At 45.2% G+C, this 18,043-nt stretch carries 13 protein-coding genes; 2 read left to right on the forward strand and 11 right to left on the reverse strand.

The genetic code is table 11. From position 1 onward, the window contains the following. Nucleotides 1–31 precede the first annotated feature (31 nt). From ACBR23_RS04430 to ACBR23_RS04440, 3 genes are all read right to left on the reverse strand, one after another. Nucleotides 32–2,812 carry an ATP-binding protein gene (locus tag ACBR23_RS04430; RefSeq protein WP_371118989.1) on the reverse strand — a complete coding sequence of 927 codons (2,781 nt, stop codon included), beginning with the start codon at nucleotides 2,810–2,812 and terminating at the stop codon, nucleotides 32–34. Between the two features lie 669 nt (nucleotides 2,813–3,481). After that, a complete protein-coding gene (locus tag ACBR23_RS04435) occupies nucleotides 3,482–5,740 on the reverse strand; it encodes a PhoX family phosphatase (protein ID WP_371114472.1) in 2,259 nt (752 codons plus the stop codon). A gap of 223 nt (nucleotides 5,741–5,963) precedes the next feature. Further along, nucleotides 5,964–6,704, reverse strand: a complete 741-nt coding sequence (locus ACBR23_RS04440) for a winged helix-turn-helix domain-containing protein (protein WP_371114471.1) — start codon at nucleotides 6,702–6,704, stop codon at nucleotides 5,964–5,966. A gap of 532 nt (nucleotides 6,705–7,236) precedes the next feature. Between ACBR23_RS04440 and ACBR23_RS04445 the strand changes: the two genes are divergently transcribed. Further along, complete coding sequence (locus tag ACBR23_RS04445; protein ID WP_371118990.1) at nucleotides 7,237–7,983, forward strand: creatininase family protein; 747 nt, start codon at nucleotides 7,237–7,239, stop codon at nucleotides 7,981–7,983. Between the two features lie 318 nt (nucleotides 7,984–8,301). On the opposite strand, the gene rpsF is transcribed toward ACBR23_RS04445, so the two are convergent. Next, nucleotides 8,302–8,637 carry a 30S ribosomal protein S6 gene (rpsF, locus tag ACBR23_RS04450; protein WP_341735670.1) on the reverse strand — a complete coding sequence of 112 codons (336 nt, stop codon included), beginning with the start codon at nucleotides 8,635–8,637 and terminating at the stop codon, nucleotides 8,302–8,304. A 134-nt stretch (nucleotides 8,638–8,771) separates the two neighbouring features. Between rpsF and ACBR23_RS04455 the strand changes: the two genes are divergently transcribed. Further along, nucleotides 8,772–9,569, forward strand: coding sequence for a carbohydrate ABC transporter permease (locus ACBR23_RS04455; RefSeq protein ID WP_371119008.1), 798 nt, complete (start codon nucleotides 8,772–8,774; stop codon nucleotides 9,567–9,569). Between the two features lie 21 nt (nucleotides 9,570–9,590). Here ACBR23_RS04455 and ACBR23_RS04460 read toward each other — a convergent pair whose 3' ends face one another. The 7 genes from ACBR23_RS04460 to ACBR23_RS04490 form a co-directional block, all read right to left on the reverse strand. Then, complete coding sequence (locus tag ACBR23_RS04460) at nucleotides 9,591–9,716, reverse strand: hypothetical protein (protein ID WP_341735669.1); 126 nt, start codon at nucleotides 9,714–9,716, stop codon at nucleotides 9,591–9,593. A 78-nt stretch (nucleotides 9,717–9,794) separates the two neighbouring features. Further along, nucleotides 9,795–12,359 carry an HD family phosphohydrolase gene (locus ACBR23_RS04465; protein ID WP_371114469.1) on the reverse strand — a complete coding sequence of 855 codons (2,565 nt, stop codon included), beginning with the start codon at nucleotides 12,357–12,359 and terminating at the stop codon, nucleotides 9,795–9,797. A 487-nt stretch (nucleotides 12,360–12,846) separates the two neighbouring features. Next, nucleotides 12,847–13,992, reverse strand: a complete 1,146-nt coding sequence (locus tag ACBR23_RS04470) for an ADP-ribosylglycohydrolase family protein (protein WP_371118991.1) — start codon at nucleotides 13,990–13,992, stop codon at nucleotides 12,847–12,849. A gap of 471 nt (nucleotides 13,993–14,463) precedes the next feature. Beyond that, the gene (gene aroQ, locus ACBR23_RS04475; RefSeq protein WP_341735665.1) at nucleotides 14,464–14,904 is read right to left on the reverse strand and encodes a type II 3-dehydroquinate dehydratase; all 441 of its coding nucleotides are present in this window, start codon (nucleotides 14,902–14,904) and stop codon (nucleotides 14,464–14,466) included. A gap of 98 nt (nucleotides 14,905–15,002) precedes the next feature. Beyond that, nucleotides 15,003–15,140 carry a hypothetical protein gene (locus tag ACBR23_RS04480; protein WP_371118992.1) on the reverse strand — a complete coding sequence of 46 codons (138 nt, stop codon included), beginning with the start codon at nucleotides 15,138–15,140 and terminating at the stop codon, nucleotides 15,003–15,005. 289 nt (nucleotides 15,141–15,429) lie between these two features. Further along, nucleotides 15,430–16,695: a competence/damage-inducible protein A gene (locus tag ACBR23_RS04485; RefSeq protein WP_341735664.1), complete on the reverse strand. Its 1,266-nt coding sequence runs from the start codon at nucleotides 16,693–16,695 to the stop codon at nucleotides 15,430–15,432. Between the two features lie 171 nt (nucleotides 16,696–16,866). Further along, nucleotides 16,867–17,922: an MraY family glycosyltransferase gene (locus ACBR23_RS04490; protein WP_341735663.1), complete on the reverse strand. Its 1,056-nt coding sequence runs from the start codon at nucleotides 17,920–17,922 to the stop codon at nucleotides 16,867–16,869. Nucleotides 17,923–18,043: the final 121 nt, after the last annotated feature.

The raw sequence follows: 18,043 nt of genomic DNA on the forward strand, positions 1-18,043 counted from the left end.
TACTCGATAGTCAGCCAGTTTTCAGGAAATTTTAGGCAAGATTCGCCGATAGGAAAACCGTAAAAGTGGTTTTACCGGGAACCGATTCCACCTCTATTTTACCATGATGTTTTTCAATAATTTTTTTGACAATATCCAGCCCCAGACCACTACCTTCTCCGGGGGGCTTAGTAGTAAAAAATGGCTCGAATATTCTGGGGATAACTTCGGCCGGAATTCCCTGGCCACTATCGGTGACTGCAACTTTGACATAATTACCATCCTGAAGGATATCGATCGTCAATGTCCCTTTATTATTCATTGCTTGCAGGGCATTATGAATCAGATTTGTCCACACCTGATTGAGTTGGTCTGCGTAGCAGAGGATTGGTTCTATTTTTTGGAAATTTCGTAATACTTCTACGCCGTGTTTGATGTTATTTTGATACAGGGTTAGTACCGTTTCTATGCCATCGACTATATCCGATTGAATCATGGCTTCCGACGAGTCGTAACGGGCATAATTTTTCAGTGCAAATACGACTTTTGATGCTCTATCTGTTGCGGTATTTATTGTTTGAGTTCCCCGCTGAATTTCTGAGAGTTTGTAAGCCATTTCCAAGATGCTATGCCGATCGCTATTTTGTAGCAAACTCAAAAATTCCTCGGCTTCGTAAATTCCCATATCGACCAAGGTATCAGCGATATCATCAGCATCATCAATATCTTGGTCTTCCAGTTCGCTAATTAAAGACCGCTTTAACTTCCTTTCTTCTTTGGCTGTTAAACTCATATCTTTTTGCAGAGATTTGTTGAGCAAAAGGAAGAACATTTCAGCTTCGGCGGTGGAAAGTGACTGAAACAGCGAGGGTAAGTTAGAAAGAGTTTGTCCCAAAAATTTAGTCATATTTCCAGCACTCGATCGAATCGCACCCAAAGGAGTGTTTAGTTCGTGGGCTACTCCGGCTACTAATTGTCCTAACGCAGCCATTTTTTCCGATTGAATTAGTTCGTTTTGAGTCGCTTGCAGATAGTTCAAAGCTTCCGAAAGTTCTTGAGTTCTTTGGGCGACTTGAATTTCGAGGGTGTGGTTATATTCCGCTACCAAGTTCTCACTTTCTTTGCGTTGGGTGATATCGGCGAAAGCTGCGATCGCATAACTGACTTTTCCTTTTTCATCATAAATTGGCGTTCCCCAAGCTTCAAGGGGAATCACCCGATCGCCTTTGTGAATTTCTAAGTCATCAACATTGACACTTGAGCCATTAAAAGCACAAATTATTGGATCTTTCTCTGGAGGGTAAATTTCATTACTACCAGCCAGATAAATTTGATATTCCTCTCTAATTTCATCAGGATTAAGATCCGCAACTATACCTTTTCCCAGCAATGATTTGGCGCGAGAATTAATGTAGTAAGGTTGACCGCTAGATTCAGCTACAAATATCCCCACTGGAACGGCTTCTAAAATTTGGTTAAGTTGGCTTTTACTCTCAGATAATTCTTCATTCAAAGCTTGCATTTCCGCGAAGGAGAGTTGCAGTTGTTCCGCCATACTCTTAAAGGAATGAGCCAGTTCACCTACCTCATCATTACGGTTAATTTCTACAATTTTTCCCCACTGACCTTTAGTAATATTTTTGGCGGTTTCATTCAAATATAAAATTGGCTTAGTCACCCATCTTGCCGTGAGTATGCCGATAATTATGGCTACTGTAAAAGCGGCAATGCACAGCAAAATAGTCGTCCTAGTGTTGGCATTAATTTGTTCCAAGAAGTCAGATTCTGGAATAATTACCACAATCAACCAATCCAAACCATTGCCGTCCTTTAAAGGAGTAACTTGCAGAAATTGTTGATAGCCTTTAATTTGAAAGTTAAGCTGTTGGCTCTGCTGAATATTATTTAGATCTCCAAAGTGATCTTGCAAGTATTTAGTGGTCAGACTAATTACAACATTTTCGCTATTGACCGCCGGAATTCTTTCCGTTTCTTCACCCTTAATTAAATATACGGGAGCCGTAGTCGATGTAGTGATTAAAGCCCCGGAACGCTCGACAATAAATGTCTGTCCTGATTTGCCAATTTTTAACTTAGCAAGAAACTCATTCACTCGCGAAAAAAGTAAGTCTGTTCCTAAGACTGCCTGCAACTCTCCCGATGCGTCGTATAATGGCTGGGTTGCTGTAATACCCAATCCTTTGCTAGTAAAATCCGCGTAAATTTTACTCCAAGTTGCCTTTTTTGCTTCCGTTGCTGCGGTGTACCAGGGACGGACTCGCGGGTCATATTTCGGTTTAACTTTAACTAAATCAGTACGTTCACCTTCCTTATTGACAGCATAATAATTCATGTTGCCTTCTGTCAGTTCGCTTCTTTCTTGCAGTAAAAAATCACCCTCATTTTTACGCCTCACCCCAATAAAATCTCCCGCTGGAGTAGCAACATATGTAACGCTTACTGTTTCAAAAGTTTGCAGTTGCTTCCAAAAGTGACGCTGGATTCTGGCAGTATCTTGCAAATTCAGGTCCCCCAATTCAAAAGCATTAGCTTTAAATTGATTGAGTTGATGGGGAAAGGTCATGTATGCTTGAACGCGCTCCGAGATGCGATCGCTAATTTCTTGTCGCAACTGAGAAGCAACTTCATTAACCGCTTGTTGTCCGTTGCGAAACGACAGATAGCCTACAACTCCCACCGCAGCGAAGATTTGCAAGACAAAGGGAACTACCAGGACTGTTCGCAAGGGGAGGGAGCGAGCATTTTTTATAATCGCTAATTTGCCCGCAGATTGAGTTGGGTCTGCAACTTTGACGCTCGATCGTGTAATCATGCTTAGAAAGACTTGTTGGCGATGAGGTATTATATCATTTCGATGAGCTGCACCCGAACAAGTTCAGAACTAATTATACCAGCAAACAGATTCTAGATTGGGCGATATTTAAAATCCCAGCTATGGCGAGCTTTATTGAGAGCATCCCGATTTTGCATAGGCTCTCGCATGACCGCAGAAAATTTATTAGCTCACGCCAGAGATTTACAGCGGTCATGCTTCGCCCCTACCAATATATTTGCCAAACTGAGATTCACCCGCTTTATTCCCCGTCTATCTGTGGAATATGTTACAGACTGTAAACGGAACATAACTTATTTAGTCGCTAGAAGGCATTAGCAATATGTCTTAAATTCCCTAAGCCAATTGGCTAATTTTTGCGATAAAAACCTGCTATCTCAGAAAAAAAATTCGCCAAAAGTCACAATCTTTTGAGCAAATAGATTGGTTAACCCTTCAACTCTCTTGTCTCTGATGCGTCAGTTTCATTTTTGCTCTGTTGCACTTCTTTTTTAGTTCGCAGCACCTGACAAAGCCAAAAAAAGGTGATGGTATTGTGCCACATTTTACTAATAGACTGATTCACCAAAGCCTGTAAAGGGCAGACTGGATGCCTACCCCAGCATCATTTTTGGAAATATTTGACACTCCTGAGCCTGAAGCGTAATCTTAGGTGACCGATCGCAAATCCACGCGACGAATCGCCACCACCGCAGGTTTAGGCGGATCATTAGGTTTATTCCCAGGCCAATTAGAACCAATAGGCACTTTACGAGTTTGCATAAACTCCTGACCATCAGTAGTTTTCATCGCCAACTCACGGCTCTCAAAAGCCAGATCTAGGCGACTTCCATTCATCTCTCCCGGATGCTGAATAGAAAGAAATAAAGTCTTTTCATCTTCAGTAAAAAACGGCCCCGTAGTTTCGCACTCCATTGGCCCAATTCCAAACAAGAAAGCCTCCCCCGCATTCGGGCCAGAAGCAGGCAAAAACCAAATCGCATTATTGCCGTACAAACCGCGCAAATTAGATTGACTAATCGGCTTTCCATCCTTACCAACTCGACCCGCAGGAACAGCAGAATTAAGTTTATCAGAAGACATATCATTCACCATCCAGATATTACCACTCTTGTCAATCATCAAATTATCTGGATTAGCAAAACCCAACCCGCCCTCAGCAGGTTCACCACCAGTCGCAAACATTTTCCACTGGAAACTCATTGCAGATGGTTCGTTACCATCTTCCATCAAACGCATAATCCAGCCGTATTCGTAAGCTTTACCATCTTTACCTTGAAAAATTCGCAAATCTGGACCACCGTCAGTATCGCTTCCCGAACCGGAAGTAAAGGTAATATAAAGAGAACCATCAGGAGCAATTTCCGTATCTTCAGGGCGAGCAGTGCAAGTAGCACCAGCCGCACTTGCGGCATAATGAGCGTCAATTAAAATTGCACCTTGTTTTTCCAGAGCATTGCCTTGATAAAGGTCGCCTAAAGTCTTAAACTTCTGTTTAAAAGCAACGACATCGGCATCTTTTTCAACTTTAAAAAAACCGCCTTGTGGTCGCTTCGGTAAATTAATGATTCCCCCTGCATGAATGCTAGGCAAATCTGGATTAACAGGAGTGTCAGCCTTGAGTGCAATCCAGCTACCCGTACCGTCAGCATTAAACTTAGCAGCATAAAGCATTCCCTCTGTCAATAGTTGGGAATTAGCTTTGTCTTTGGGGTTTTTGACCGCATTTTTGCTGACGAACTTGTAGAGATGACCGCTGCGGCGATCGCACCCAGAGTAAAATGCTAAAGATTTGCCCGTTACAACTCGAATTCCCAGGGCTTCGTGGCGGTATCTTCCCAACCAAGTATGCTTAGTTCCATAATCCTTCGGATTAGCCGGGTCTAATTCCACCATCCAGCCGTATTTGTTCCCCGCCAACCCGAAGACATTACCCAAACCGCCCATTTCTTCGGCATCAATGTAGAATTTTTTCTGACCTGGGTCAAAAGATGTACCATCGGCAAATACAGGTTCCGGTACTAAATTTTGGATATTTTCTTCAGCACTAAAAACTGTTCCCCAGGGTGTCGTACCGCCCGCACAGTTAGCAAAAGTGCCGATAATTTTGTCACCCAATTTGTCCTGATAGCCTTGACCTTTTTTGTTGAACACAGCTACAGCCGGGCCTGTTGCTTTCAGGTAGCGTCCGTCTGTTAAACCAGAAATACCAGTAATTCGGCGATCGGCTTTAGAATTAGTCCGCTCCCATTGGCCCGCTGGATTGCGGCGAATGGATATGACTCCTATCCCTAAATCAACTAAAGCTTCTGTACTCACCTCCTTAACCATCTTTTTAGTTGGCTCTTTGTCAGCTAAAGAAAAAGCATTAATTCCATCTTTTCCCGCAGGTTTGAGTGCAGTTTCTATCTCAGCAAAAGGGAGGGATTTACCAATGACTTTTTGATAGGTTTGAATCCAAGGCTTGGCACTAATGTATTCAAAATTAACAGTCAAAAATCCTTCATCTTTGCTGGTTTCAACAAAGGAGAGATAGTCATTGTTATAGCCGAAGCGAGAATCGCCTACTTTGTCTCCCCAAGCAGCGATAATATCGTAAATAAAATCTTCGGGGAGTAGCAGGTCGTCTGGGACCTCGTAGGTACTGTAAGCTTGGATTTGCTGTTGTGATGACGACGTACTAATTTCGATTAATTGTCCGGTTTGTGCTACGGTGCTGCTACCTGACAAAGGCATTGGCCCTTTAAGGGGTTTAAAGTTTATGCCTCCTTGAGTATTAGCAGATGTATTTGTCGCATTCACCGAATCTACGAAGGGGGTGAAGGCTTTTTGCTGGCAAGAATTGAGTGCGATACTACCAGCACTTGCACCTAAGAAAAGTAGGAATTCGCGACGCTTGATAGTCATAGGTAAAGCAGAGTTTAACGAGAGGTTATTTGCAGATTTGTTTCACACTAGAATGAAGCAAGTCTTTAGACTACCTTCAGCAACCGAGTGAGGAAGCAGGAATACTGGGTATGTTGTTTAATCTTTTCTAACACAAGCTCAAAAATAAGGACACAACAAAATTGTGTCCCTAAGTTAATTAAATGGCTAAGATAGCACCCTCTCCTTTGATTAATTTGAAAATTCAGCCAAATCGATAGCCAAACCCGCGCACTGTAATGATATATTCCGGTTGACTGGGGTCTATTTCCAATTTTTCTCGCAGCCAGCGGATGTGAACATCCACTGTTTTGCTGTCTCCGATAAAATCTTGCCCCCAAATTTTTTCCAGCAACTGATCGCGAGACCAAACTCGACGCGGATAACTCATAAATAGTTCTAACAAACGAAATTGTTTGGGGGAAAATTTTACTTCTACACCGCGAACCAGGACTCGACATTCTTCAGGATAAAGAGTTATGTTCTTGTATTGCAGCATTACTGGTTGTGGCAACTGACCGAGGCGTTGCCTCCGCATCAGTGCTCGACAGCGAGCGATAAACTCTCGCATTCCAAAAGGTTTGGTTAGGTAGTCATCGGAGCCGGCTTCCAAGTAAAAAGCGCAATTATTTGCACTTCCCCTGGCACCAATAATCAAAATAGGTACGGGATTTCCTTGATGTCGTAACATTCGACACAGATCTAAACCGTTAATTGAATCCATAATCAGCAAGTTAAAGCATGAATCACCGTGGTATGACGATCCACCTTGGATAGAAGGGAGAGCGTTGCGCCCGTCGCTAGTAACTACCACCTCATAGCCCTGTTCTTGAAGGGCTAAAGCTAGCATTTCCCGCAATAGGTCTTCACCTTCGAGTAACAAGATCCGACCCGCTTGTCCAACGGTAGACCTTAAAGGACTTTCGCTTAATTCAGCAGAAGACATAAATATCAGTGTTGGAGTTATGTTTGTTTGTGGCTGGTGGAAGGCGCCTTGTTAAGTGGCTGAGGCGCTCCTCGCGCTGCGATCGCACTTATAAGATCGCCTGTTCAATCGCTTTACATCCTCTGCCAGTCCATCCAACAGATGCGCGCTCGACCTTTGCTACTTGCTCGTGCAAGGAATAAAGCCGTAGAGCAGTTGCCGGAGCCGCGCTGTCTGCCTGCGTCCAGGCTTGTGACGCCTGGTCTTTTTTAAGGGGTGGTGTTAATTTCATAAAACATTGCCCGCTGATAATTGACCAGGTAACACCCAATCTATAGGGAGATGTTTGTTATATTACTTTTAAAAGGTTATTAAAAGGTAAAGCTTTGGTAATTAAGTAGTTAAATTATTAAGGTCAAGTAATATAAATTTGAATTGGCGATCGCAATGTAGAGCTTAGTTTAATTATAAAATAATCAGTTTGGCTAGAGCCTATAGAGCGTAGGCCGACTAGGATCGAGTTTGTAAGTAAAAAATCTGTAAACTGCCTATAATGTTGCTGCACTTAAGTACCTGGCCGGAGGTAGAAACCTATCTAGAGAGTTCCCGCGGCATAATTATCCCGATCGGCTCTACGGAACAACATGGACCGACTGGATTAATCGGGACGGATGCCATAGCCGCGGAGGCGATCGCCCGCAGTGTGGGGGAAGCGGCCAATGCCTTAATTGGCCCGACCATTAATGTAGGCATGGCCTTGCACCACACCGGTTTTCCTGGCACCATCAGCCTGCGACCACAAACCATGATACTGGTAATCAGGGATTATATCACATCTTTGGCAAAAGCGGGATTTGAGAAATATTTCTTTATTAACGGCCACGGTGGGAATATTGCGACGATGAAAGCAGCATTTTCCGAGACTTACGCCCATTTATCAGATTTGAATCTGCCCAATTGCGATCGAATTCAATGTCAAATCGGCAATTGGTTTATGTGCGGCTCCGTATACAAACTAGCCAAAGAATTGTATGGAAACCAAGAAGGTGGACACGCCACCCCTAGCGAAGTCGCCTTAACTCAGTACCTGTATCCAGAAGCGATCAAGCAAGCTCCACTTTCGGAGGAAGTTGCATCCGGGCACAAAATCTACGGTGCCACTGACTTTCGTCGCCGATTTCCCGATGGCAGAATGGGTTCAAACCCGGCTTTAGCAACTCCCGAACATGGCCAGCAATTTTATGAATTAGCAGTCAAAGAGTTAACTAATAATTACTTGGAATTTTTAAGCTCGGATTAAGAAATTAGGAGGCGGCAGTGCCGTGTCCCTACATGATTATTTTCGGGTAGGGAAACGGCATTGCCCAAGGAGTGTCAACTTAAGCTGTCAGCCCGCCAAGTCCGTTAGTCATCCCGCGAGTCCGCCAGGGACTGAAGTCCCTGTCTAATAGCGAAAGTCCTCTCAAAGAGGACTGAAGAGAAGAATCTCAACTCATTAGTCCTCTTTTAGAGGACTTTAGCTTTGAGGCAGGGGTTTCAACCCCTGCCGGACTATTGGTTGTACCTTAAGTTGACACGCTTTGGGCACTGCCGTCTCCTTCACTACAAACTCCTGAACCTACTCAGCAGCTACTTCTTCGGCTTCCGCTTCAGGCGCATCTGGGACATCTTGCTTGATTGTCAAATAGCGAATCACTTCTTCACTCAAACGCATGGCGCGTTCCATAGGGAAAATTGCAGCGCCCGGAGCTGTATAGTTCATTTGAACGTATACTCCGTCGCGGTGCTTGCCGATTTCATAAGCCAAACGACGCTTCCCACGGTGCTGGGTTTCGATATTTTCCGCACCTTGATCGCGCAAAATAGTTTGATATTTCGCGATCGCCTGATCGGTCATTTCTTCACCCAAATCTGGGCGCAGAATGTACATTGTTTCGTAAATAAACGGTTTCATGCCAAAAATCCCTTATGGACAACAAGGCTTCTCGCGAAGCAAGGACTTATTATCATATCCCAACAATGAACAATTTCAAAACTAAAAAACCAAATTCCCCAAACAGCACTCCCTCCCAGTGGCAGACCCTGTGGATGTACGGTATGATGAGCGCGATCGGGCTTTTAATGCTTTTCCCCCTGCTGTGGCTGCTCAGCACATCCCTCAAATCTCCAACCGAAAACATCTTTCAATTTCCCCCGCAACTGTGGCCGCAACAGCCAACCCTGCAAAACTTCGTCAAAGTTTGGCAAACCAACCCCTTCGGGCGCTACCTCTTCAACAGCACCCTAATCGCCACCCTGACAGTGAGCATCAACGTCCTGTTTTGCGCCCTCGCCGCTTATCCATTAGCCCGGATCAATTTTCGCGGCCGCGAAGCCATATTAATTATCATCATTTCGACAATCATGATTCCCTTCCAAATCGTGATGATTCCCCTATATGTATTGACAGTACAATTAGGACTAAAAAATAGTTATTTAGGCGTAATTTTTCCCGGATTAGCCTCAGCATTCGGCATATTTTTACTGCGCCAAGCATTCCTCGCAGTTCCCAAAGAATTAGAAGAAGCCGCCCGCATTGATGGATGTAGCGAATTAGGCATTTGGTGGCACATTATGATTCCAGCAATTAAGCCAGCATTAGTCACGTTAGGGATTTTCGTATTTATCGGTTCTTGGAGTGACTTTTTGTGGCCGCTGCTAGTTTTAGACAGACCAGAATATTATACTTTGCCTCTAGGAGTCGCTAATTTAGCCGGGACATTTTCCTTAGATTGGCGTTTAGTGGCGGCGGGTTCTATTATTTCCATAGTACCAGTTTTAGGACTATTTTTGATATTGCAAAAATACATTGTACCCACAGAAACAGCGACGGGAGTCAAAGGATAATATCCATCTTAAAAATCCGCGTTAGCTCAAATCAGGTTGCATCGGAATGATTAAACCACAAAGACACAAAGAGCGCGAAGTCAGAACTGCATCTTCTTCTTCTTCTTCTTTCTCTTCCTTTGCGTCCTTCGCGCCTTCGCGGTTCATTTAATCTTACGACCTATTACCGATCGTATAGTTAGTTGTTGTTGAATGATTAAACCACTCTTTCCATCCAAATTCCCCTTATCTCGGAGTAAAAACTGCACTAGGATAAGCAATTCGCTTATGATTGAACTGTTCCCAAACCCGCACAAAAATCTCCGCAATCAGAGACATATCCTCCCGCGTCAAACCCGAATCAATCAACTGATTATCCTGCCAACGAGCTCTCAAAATCTTGTTAACCATACTCAAAGCCTCCTCGTGAGTGGCATCCTTGAGCGATCGCAAAGCAGCCTCACAGGAATCCGCCACCATCACAATCCCAGTTTCCCGTGACTGAGGAATCGGCCCATTGTAGCGAAAATCCTCTTCCCTCACTTCCCGACTTTCCATAGTTAACGTTGTTGTTGTTGAATTATGCCCATCGGCCACAGCCATCTTTAAATCTGCCGATTCCTGAGCCACAATTTGCTTTGCTTGGTGATAGAAATAAGCAATCAACATCGTCCCTTGGTGTTCAGGAATAAACGCCTGAATCGCCTTCGGCAATCTATGTTTTCGTGCCATCACTAAGCCTTCACTAACGTGCTTTTTAATAATCTGGGCACTGGCCCAAGGGTCATTAATTTCATCATGTTTATTACCCCCGCCCATTTGATTTTCGCAAAATCCGATCGGGTCGTGCATTTTGCCAATATCATGGTATAATGTGCCAGTTCTAACTAGCTCTACATTGCAACCCAGTTCCCGCGCCGCCGCTTCGGCCAAACTAGCCACAAACAGCGTGTGCTGAAAAGTCCCAGGAGCCTCCGCAGCCAACTTCTTCAATAGGGGACGATTGGGATTAGCCAATTCTGCTAGTCGGATGGGGGTAATCAAGTCAAAAACGTGTTCTAAATAAGGGCTGATGCCCAGAGCTACAACGCTCCAAGCTAAACCGGCCAAACTTTGGGCACCCACGGTACCGAGCACAACGTACCAAATAGAGCCGGCAGCGACGCTGGCAATCATTGTCCCCACCAGATAAACGATGCCCTGAGTTAAGCCGATCGCCACGCCCAAGAGAGCCAATTCTTCGCGCGATCGCAACCTGCTCGCCATCAAAGCACCCAGCAATCCCGCCGCCGCGCTAGCCACCAAATGAATCAACTCAATTTCCAAGCCAATGGGTAACACCAGTGACAACAGCCCCACCACACTAACCCCCACGGCAGAACCGTAGAAGCCGCTTGCTAAAATGCCGATCGCTGGCAAAGTTGTCCAAGGCAGCCCCAAACTCACCAACACAGGCGCGCTCAAAGTCAACAGCAACAGCAGCAAGTGATCTCTGCGGCGCAAGCGATAATGCCTTTCTACCAGTAGCACGATCCCAATCGCCGCCCCAACTAAGCAGACAAAGCCCGCCAACCCCAACCAATTCACACCCCGCCTACTCAAACCGAAATAGTCGAGTAACACGAAATCTTGTTGAGAGATCTCTTGTCCTTCTGCCACAATGATCTGGCCCTGGTTTACTTCTAGTGTCACCACTTGCACCTTTTGGGCTGCTAATTCCGCTAGCTGTTTGGTTTCTTCGGAATCTCGCACCAGATTGGGCTGTAAAATCGCTGTTAAAGCTTCTATGGCCAAATTTTGCGATACCCCAGGCACTGAGTCGGCCACTTGCAGTCTCACAGCTTCCTTTAAAATATCTTTGGGCAAACCCTGGGGAATACCTTGAGCCAGCATTTTTTTGGCTACCAGACTCATACCCTTTTGTGTTTCCTGCCAAGCTGTATCGGACAAATCAAACAGGGAATTATCATAAATCTGTCCTAGTCGGGACACCGATTTGGTTTCCATTGCTTCCAAAGCGTTAAGGTAGCCCTGGCGAACTTTGGAGATACCCTCTGTCAGATTTTTGAAATCTACCTTGGAGACCGATCGACTGTAAGCTTGCAGTTGAACGACAGCATCTTGTTGAGATTTATTTCCCGTCGCCTGCGTCGGATCGCTGGACTCCAGACTCAAGGGCGTAGCTTTGGTACTACCGTCTCCTACTTGCGCTAGGATCGATCGCCACTCCCATTCTGGACAGCTCCGCAGGTACAATTGAACGTTAGTTGATAGCAATTCTGGTCTGGCCAAAGGCAAAAGACCGATCGCCCGTCGCAGTTCAGTCCCTTGTTGCAAAAATTGTTGCAATTCTTGATAGATTTTGCGATCGGCATTCTCGTCAACCATCAATATCGCTACCGCCCCAATCCGCGCTGCTTTCCTTTGTTCTTCGGTGGTTTTGAGATCGGAAACCTTGGCACTAGCTGGGGCCTTAATTGTCTGAGGAGCTTTTGTGCCTACATCTAGTTTCGGTTGGTTGTAAAAACGGTGTCCCAGAGTGCTGCTGAGGGAAATGACGGCGACGATCACTAAGACAGGGGAACGAGCTTGATTTTTGAGGTAGGATTGGGAATTTTTACTTTTATAACCAGTAAAACCTTTGGGTCGATCGGATTTCTTCGGGAAAAAACGGTTGAGCATAGAGTCGCGCGGGCGATCGTCTGATTCTTGTTTGCTACCATCATGCTGCACTTTAGCCACCTGTTGGCGCTGCGAGCGGGAAGTCCCTAGTTGTTCTATTTGCCGCATCAATGAGGAGAGAGTATTCATAAAAATTTCACGGGAAGCCGGAAACTCAGCGTCTTCTGACCTGAGAGGGAAGCGACACGGGGCATTTCCATCCCCGTAATATCGATCGACGCTACGGGGGCACTCGCAAAGTAACCTGTATAATGTGATTCATCGCGCAAACAGCTTTCCATTATGGTTGGTCTCCAACATCTTGCAGCATTCTCAATCAGGCTGGCAGCGAGGGACTCTTGGGCCCACCCCACAGTTAGATTTACTGTGTTTGGCACAGGCCCCACAGCCTGCGATCGAACACCTCCCATCAGTCTGAAATCCAACCGATATTGCTGTTTTTAAAATCGATGCCGAAATTAGCGATGGGCGAACCAACTTTGTTCATAAATTGACCACTGGAATGGTGGGCGATGGTTTGGCGATGGTACGAGTAGCTCTCATTAAGCATCAAACCCTATTGTGTTAGATCGTCGGAGCAGTTTCAGAAGTCAAGAATCTGGGTATTCTGTTTTTTTTAATTACGAGATCTAATTACATAAGGTGCAGCCACCACTGCCCCCAGGATGGGGGGTTCACCTTCGGCATCGGGACTGTAAACTCCACTCCAGACGGCAAATAGGTGATGAGCTAGCTGTTTGATTTTGGCATCCGTAGCCGTTAAACAGACCGAGGGCTCTGGCCCCTCGGCTGCCAAGTTAGATGCCACCGCAGCCGAATGTCTAGATCGCCATTCTACAGGAATCGCGGCAGCACCATTGTAAGATCCTGACAAAGCTCCCGTCAGCGAGCAAGTTAGCGGTGGTGCGATGCCACACCGGGCAGCGCGGAAAACTGACAAACGCAAATCTTCTGGGGTACTTAAGAAGCAGTAGAAAGCGATCGCCATCGAAATGAAATTTCCTGGGTTGACAATTGAGTTGGTTTGTGATTTTTTTTCACCCTTGGTATGGCTTTCTTCCAAAGCTATGGCGCTTTTGCAGAGATGGTTTTTGGCTCTTTCTAAATCTGCTCCCTTTTCTAATAATATTTGTACTTGTGAAAGCAGCTCGGTTAAAGCATTATCTGTTGCCAGGTAGGTAATTGTTTGAGGAATTGCCGTCGCGGGGTCAAGTTTTTCTTTGAGCGATCGGGCGATCGCATACCCTACTGCTAAAACTCCTGTCTGACATTCTGAAGCCCTTTGGTTGTGCCAAACATCTGTCGCCAGCATGAGTTTTGCTCGGAGCTTGGCTTTATTTTCGTGATAAAACAGTGCTGTTGGCAATGCAGCAACCGCAGCTTCACAAGGGTTAAGTATACTTTTAGCTTCTGTGTTTGGCGAATGGTAAAGCTCAGACTGAGCAAATGTTTCCCAAGTATCGCGCCAATCTTTTAAATCTAAACCGCTACACCTAATTAAACTTTGAGCTCCGGCTAGAGCCAGCATCCAGCACTCGGATGAGTTTGTGCCAGTTGAAAGTTTACCCTTGGACGATTTCCATCGCAAATTTGCCCCACTCATGGGCAATGGTTGGTGTTTAGTCAGTTGTAAAATGGGTTGCAATTCTGATGTTTGGGGGGGAATACCTAGAAGTTGTTTCTGATATTGAATTCCTATAAAATCTCCTAAAGCGCAACCCAGTAAGGTTCCTTGAAACTTGTTCAATAGAGAATGTCGCATATTTGTTAGTGGTTATTGGTTATATCAAATCCGGTAACATCGTCCTGTGTTCATCTCTCTTATCTCCCTCTGTGTTCTCTGCGTTATAGGTCCGGTTAAATCACCTGACGATGCAGCAAGAAACGATATTATTGGTTATTTGTTATTGGTTATTTGTTATTGGTTATTTGTTATTGGTTATTTGTTATTGGTTATTTGTTATTGGTTATTTGTTATTGGTTATTTTGGGGTTTCTCTTAATTTTTTCCAGTCCTAGCGAACCTCTAATCATATCGTTTCCGGTTGTATCGGAATGATTAAACCACAGAGAACACAGAGGACACAGAGAAAGAGAAGAGAGAAATAATAATTCCGATGTCAACGGATTTGATATCACTGGCTTCCGAGTCAAAAAAATTATCTTAATTCCATGGGTATTAACTCCCCGATTTCTTAAACAAGATTTCGGGGAGCTTGGTATTCGGTAAATTGTCAGTGGTTTTTCAAGTGACTAACTACAGCTTGCAGCCCTAGCCGATAACTCTCTGAACCAAAACCACTGATTTGCCCGATCGCCACTGGTGCTATAAACGAGTGGTGCCGGAAATCTTCCCGCCGATAGATATTGCTCAAATGAACTTCTACCGCAGGCAAATTGACGGCTGCGATCGCGTCCCTAATTGCCACACTCGTATGAGTATAAGCTCCAGCATTAATTAAAAGGCCTTGGTGCTGCCCTAACATCGAATGAATGGCATCCACCAAGACTCCTTCATGATTAGACTGCTGGATCGAGACTTTCACCTGGAGCGCAAGGGCTTCTTGCTCTAGCAACTTGTTTATATCATTTAAAGTTGCTACTCCATAGACTCCAGGTTCTCGCTGACCCAGCAGATTGAGATTTGGGCCGTGCAGTACCAGGATATTTAACAATTTTAAAATTTCCAGCGCGACAAAATGTGTGAGGGTTTTGATTTCGGTCTTAGAACCACTCTCAAATCTCAATTCTCAAACCTTAAAGCCAGTCCACGCTACCTACGATGTCTGGGTTGGTTGACTGGAATTGGAATCGGTTGCAGTTCCGGTTGAGCTTCTGGATTCAGCAATCCTTCGATCAGCTTGCGAACCCATTCTCTGATTTGTTCCAGCACCTTTTCAATGTCTTCCATTGAACGGATAGCTCCTTTTTTTATAATCTTGATTCTTAAACCGACGGCCAACTCTCTGAATACAAGCAAGCATAACCATGAAATCAACAGTCAAACTTGAATTTTCTCGACCAGTTGTTGCGAGCAACCGCGAGAGGGAGTGTATTTGCCAATCAGTCTTATCTTATTATCATAACGAATCTTTACAGATAATCAAGAGGGAAGCGAGAAATTACGGAACTGTTTCGGCTCCTTCAGCCTTAAATAAAAATTAAGATTACTTTTACCTCTTGACAATTTACAATTCATTTCAGCTTTTTTGAGCTTCTGTCAACAAAAGTTGACGTCGGAGTCGATCGAGCGCCGTACAAGCACTCAGATTTCTAATCCAATCGCGGGTGCGCGCATCGCCAAAGCGGTATTCAAAACTCTCTACCTCGCCATTAGGCCCGGCTAAACCTATATAAACCAGTCCCACCGGCTTAGCGTCACTGCCGCCTCCTGGCCCGGCGATGCCTGTAATGCTCAATCCCCAACTGGTGTTAAGCCCTTGCCGCACTCCGACTGCCATTTGTTTTGCCACTTGGTGGCTGACTGCCCCAAATTCGGCTAAATCTCGCGGCTTAACACCTAATAATTTTTCCTTAACTCGATCGTCATAGGAAATAATCCCGCCCCAAAAGTACCTCGAACTGCCGGCAACACCAGTCAGCATCGCCCCCAACCCTCCTCCCGTGCAGGATTCAGCCACGCTGAGAGTTTCGCCACCCAACAGCAGCAATTTACCAACAGTCGAGGCGAGGGTATCGGTATCAACACCGTAACAGTCTAGACCAGTAATCTGTAGCAACTGTTGTTCGATGGGCTCAATTAAGTTTTTAGCCACCGCTTCCGACTCAGCGCGGGCTGAAATCCGCAATTTGACTTCGCCGTGATTGGCGTAGGGAGCAACAGTAGGATTGGTTAAATTGAGAAAACTATCTACTTTTTCGGCGAGTGCTGACTCAGCAATACCCCAAAATTTTAATGTGCGGCTGTAAATCGTGCCCCTGCACCAGCCGTTATTTTGCAGGTAAGAAACGGCGGTTTCTCGCCACATCAAGTGCATTTCCGCTGGTACGCCGGGAAATGTCATGACTGTGACGTTGGGAACAGGTTGCCAAATAATCCCCGGTGCAGAACCTGTGCGATTTGGCAAAATCTCAGCACCTTCTGGAATTAAAGCTTGTTTGCGGTTGCTCTTACTCATGCTTCGTCCCCGCTGAGCAAATTTGTGTTCGATGTCAGCGATAATTTCCGGTCTTTCTAGGAGGGGAACACCAAAATAATCCGCTATAGTTTCGACTGTGAGGTCGTCTGGTGTTGGACCTAGACCTCCTGTAAACAACAGTAGTTGCGATCGCCCTACTGCTATTTTTAACACCTGTTTAATGCGATCTGGATTGTCACCCACCACTGTTTGATAGTAGTGAGGAATTCCCAAACTTGCTAACTCCTTAGCTAAAAACTGAGAATTGCTATTGAGAATATCCCCTAACAGCAATTCAGTGCCAACACAAATAATTTCAGCAACCATTCAATTTGATTTTAGATTGTGGATTTTTGATTGGGGAATTGGGCATGGGGCATCGGGCATTGGGCATTGGGCATTGGGCATCGGGCATTGGACATTGGTAGTAAATGACTAATGACTAATGACTAATGACTAATGACTAATGACTAATGACTAATGACTAATGACTAATGACTATCTTGCGTGCCTCCAAACTTTCCAGCTAGCATATCCCAACAAACTGGTGGCTCCCATGGCATAGACTACGCCACTGGGAACCGAAAAAGCTAGAGCTAAACTTCCCACCCACAGTGTCAGCGAGTAAATAAATAAAACTGCAAATCGATGGGATAATCCTGCATTGAGCAGTCGGTGGTGGAGGTGGCGTTTGTCAGCAATAAACGGAGACTTGCCGTTGCGAAGTCGATCGAGAATTACCGCAGACATATCTAAAATCGGTACAGCTAAAATCAAATATGGCAGCAACACAGAAGTTATAGCCGTAGTTTTCACTAACCCAACGACTCCAACTCCCGCCAGAGTAAAGCCTATGAAATAGGCACCTCCATCTCCCATAAAAATTTGAGCTGGATTGAAGTTGTAGCGCAGAAATCCCAAAGTCCCGCCAGCTAAGGCTGCTGCAATTAACGCCGCCGCTGGTTGGTTCATCGACAGACTGACAATCAGCATTACAACTGCTGCAATCCCTGAAACTCCCGCCGCCAAACCGTCCAAACCGTCAATCCAATTGATGGCGTTAGCCATACCGACTAGCCAAATCACCGTAATTGGCAAACTCAGCCAGCCAATATCTGTCAGTCCCAGGGAGGGAACTGTGAGAAATTCAATCTGTACACCTGCCATCCAAGCGATGCTGGATACACCAATTTGCATGAGCAAGCGTCTTAGTGCCGAGAGCGAAAATAAATCGTCTGCTAAACCGATGAGGAAGAATCCGATGCCGCCGAGGGTGACTCCCCAAATTTCGTATTCGTCTTTGCGATTGAGAATTTGTCCGGTAGCATCGATGAAGCCTCCTGAGAGCCAGACAATTACCAGAGCAATGATAGTGCCGAGAAAGATAGATACTCCTCCCAAGCGTACCATCGGGCGTTGATGAACTTTACGATCGCCTGGTCGATCGACTCGTCCGCTTTTGAGACCAATAGTTTTGACTATTGGCGTACTCCATAGGACGACGATCGCGGAAACGATAAAGGCTAGTAGGTGGTAGAACAGATGGTGGAGCATCTGAAATCAGTATAGAGTGTCGGGTAATTTGGGTTTCAGGCAGAGTCTACTACATTTCAGATGGCTTTTAACCAGGCAAAATCTTGGAATAGCGACCGGGGGATTAAGATACGGAGAGTTG

This window comes from Microcoleus sp. (assembly GCF_041354475.1).
In the GTDB taxonomy this organism is placed as follows: domain Bacteria; phylum Cyanobacteriota; class Cyanobacteriia; order Cyanobacteriales; family Microcoleaceae; genus Microcoleus.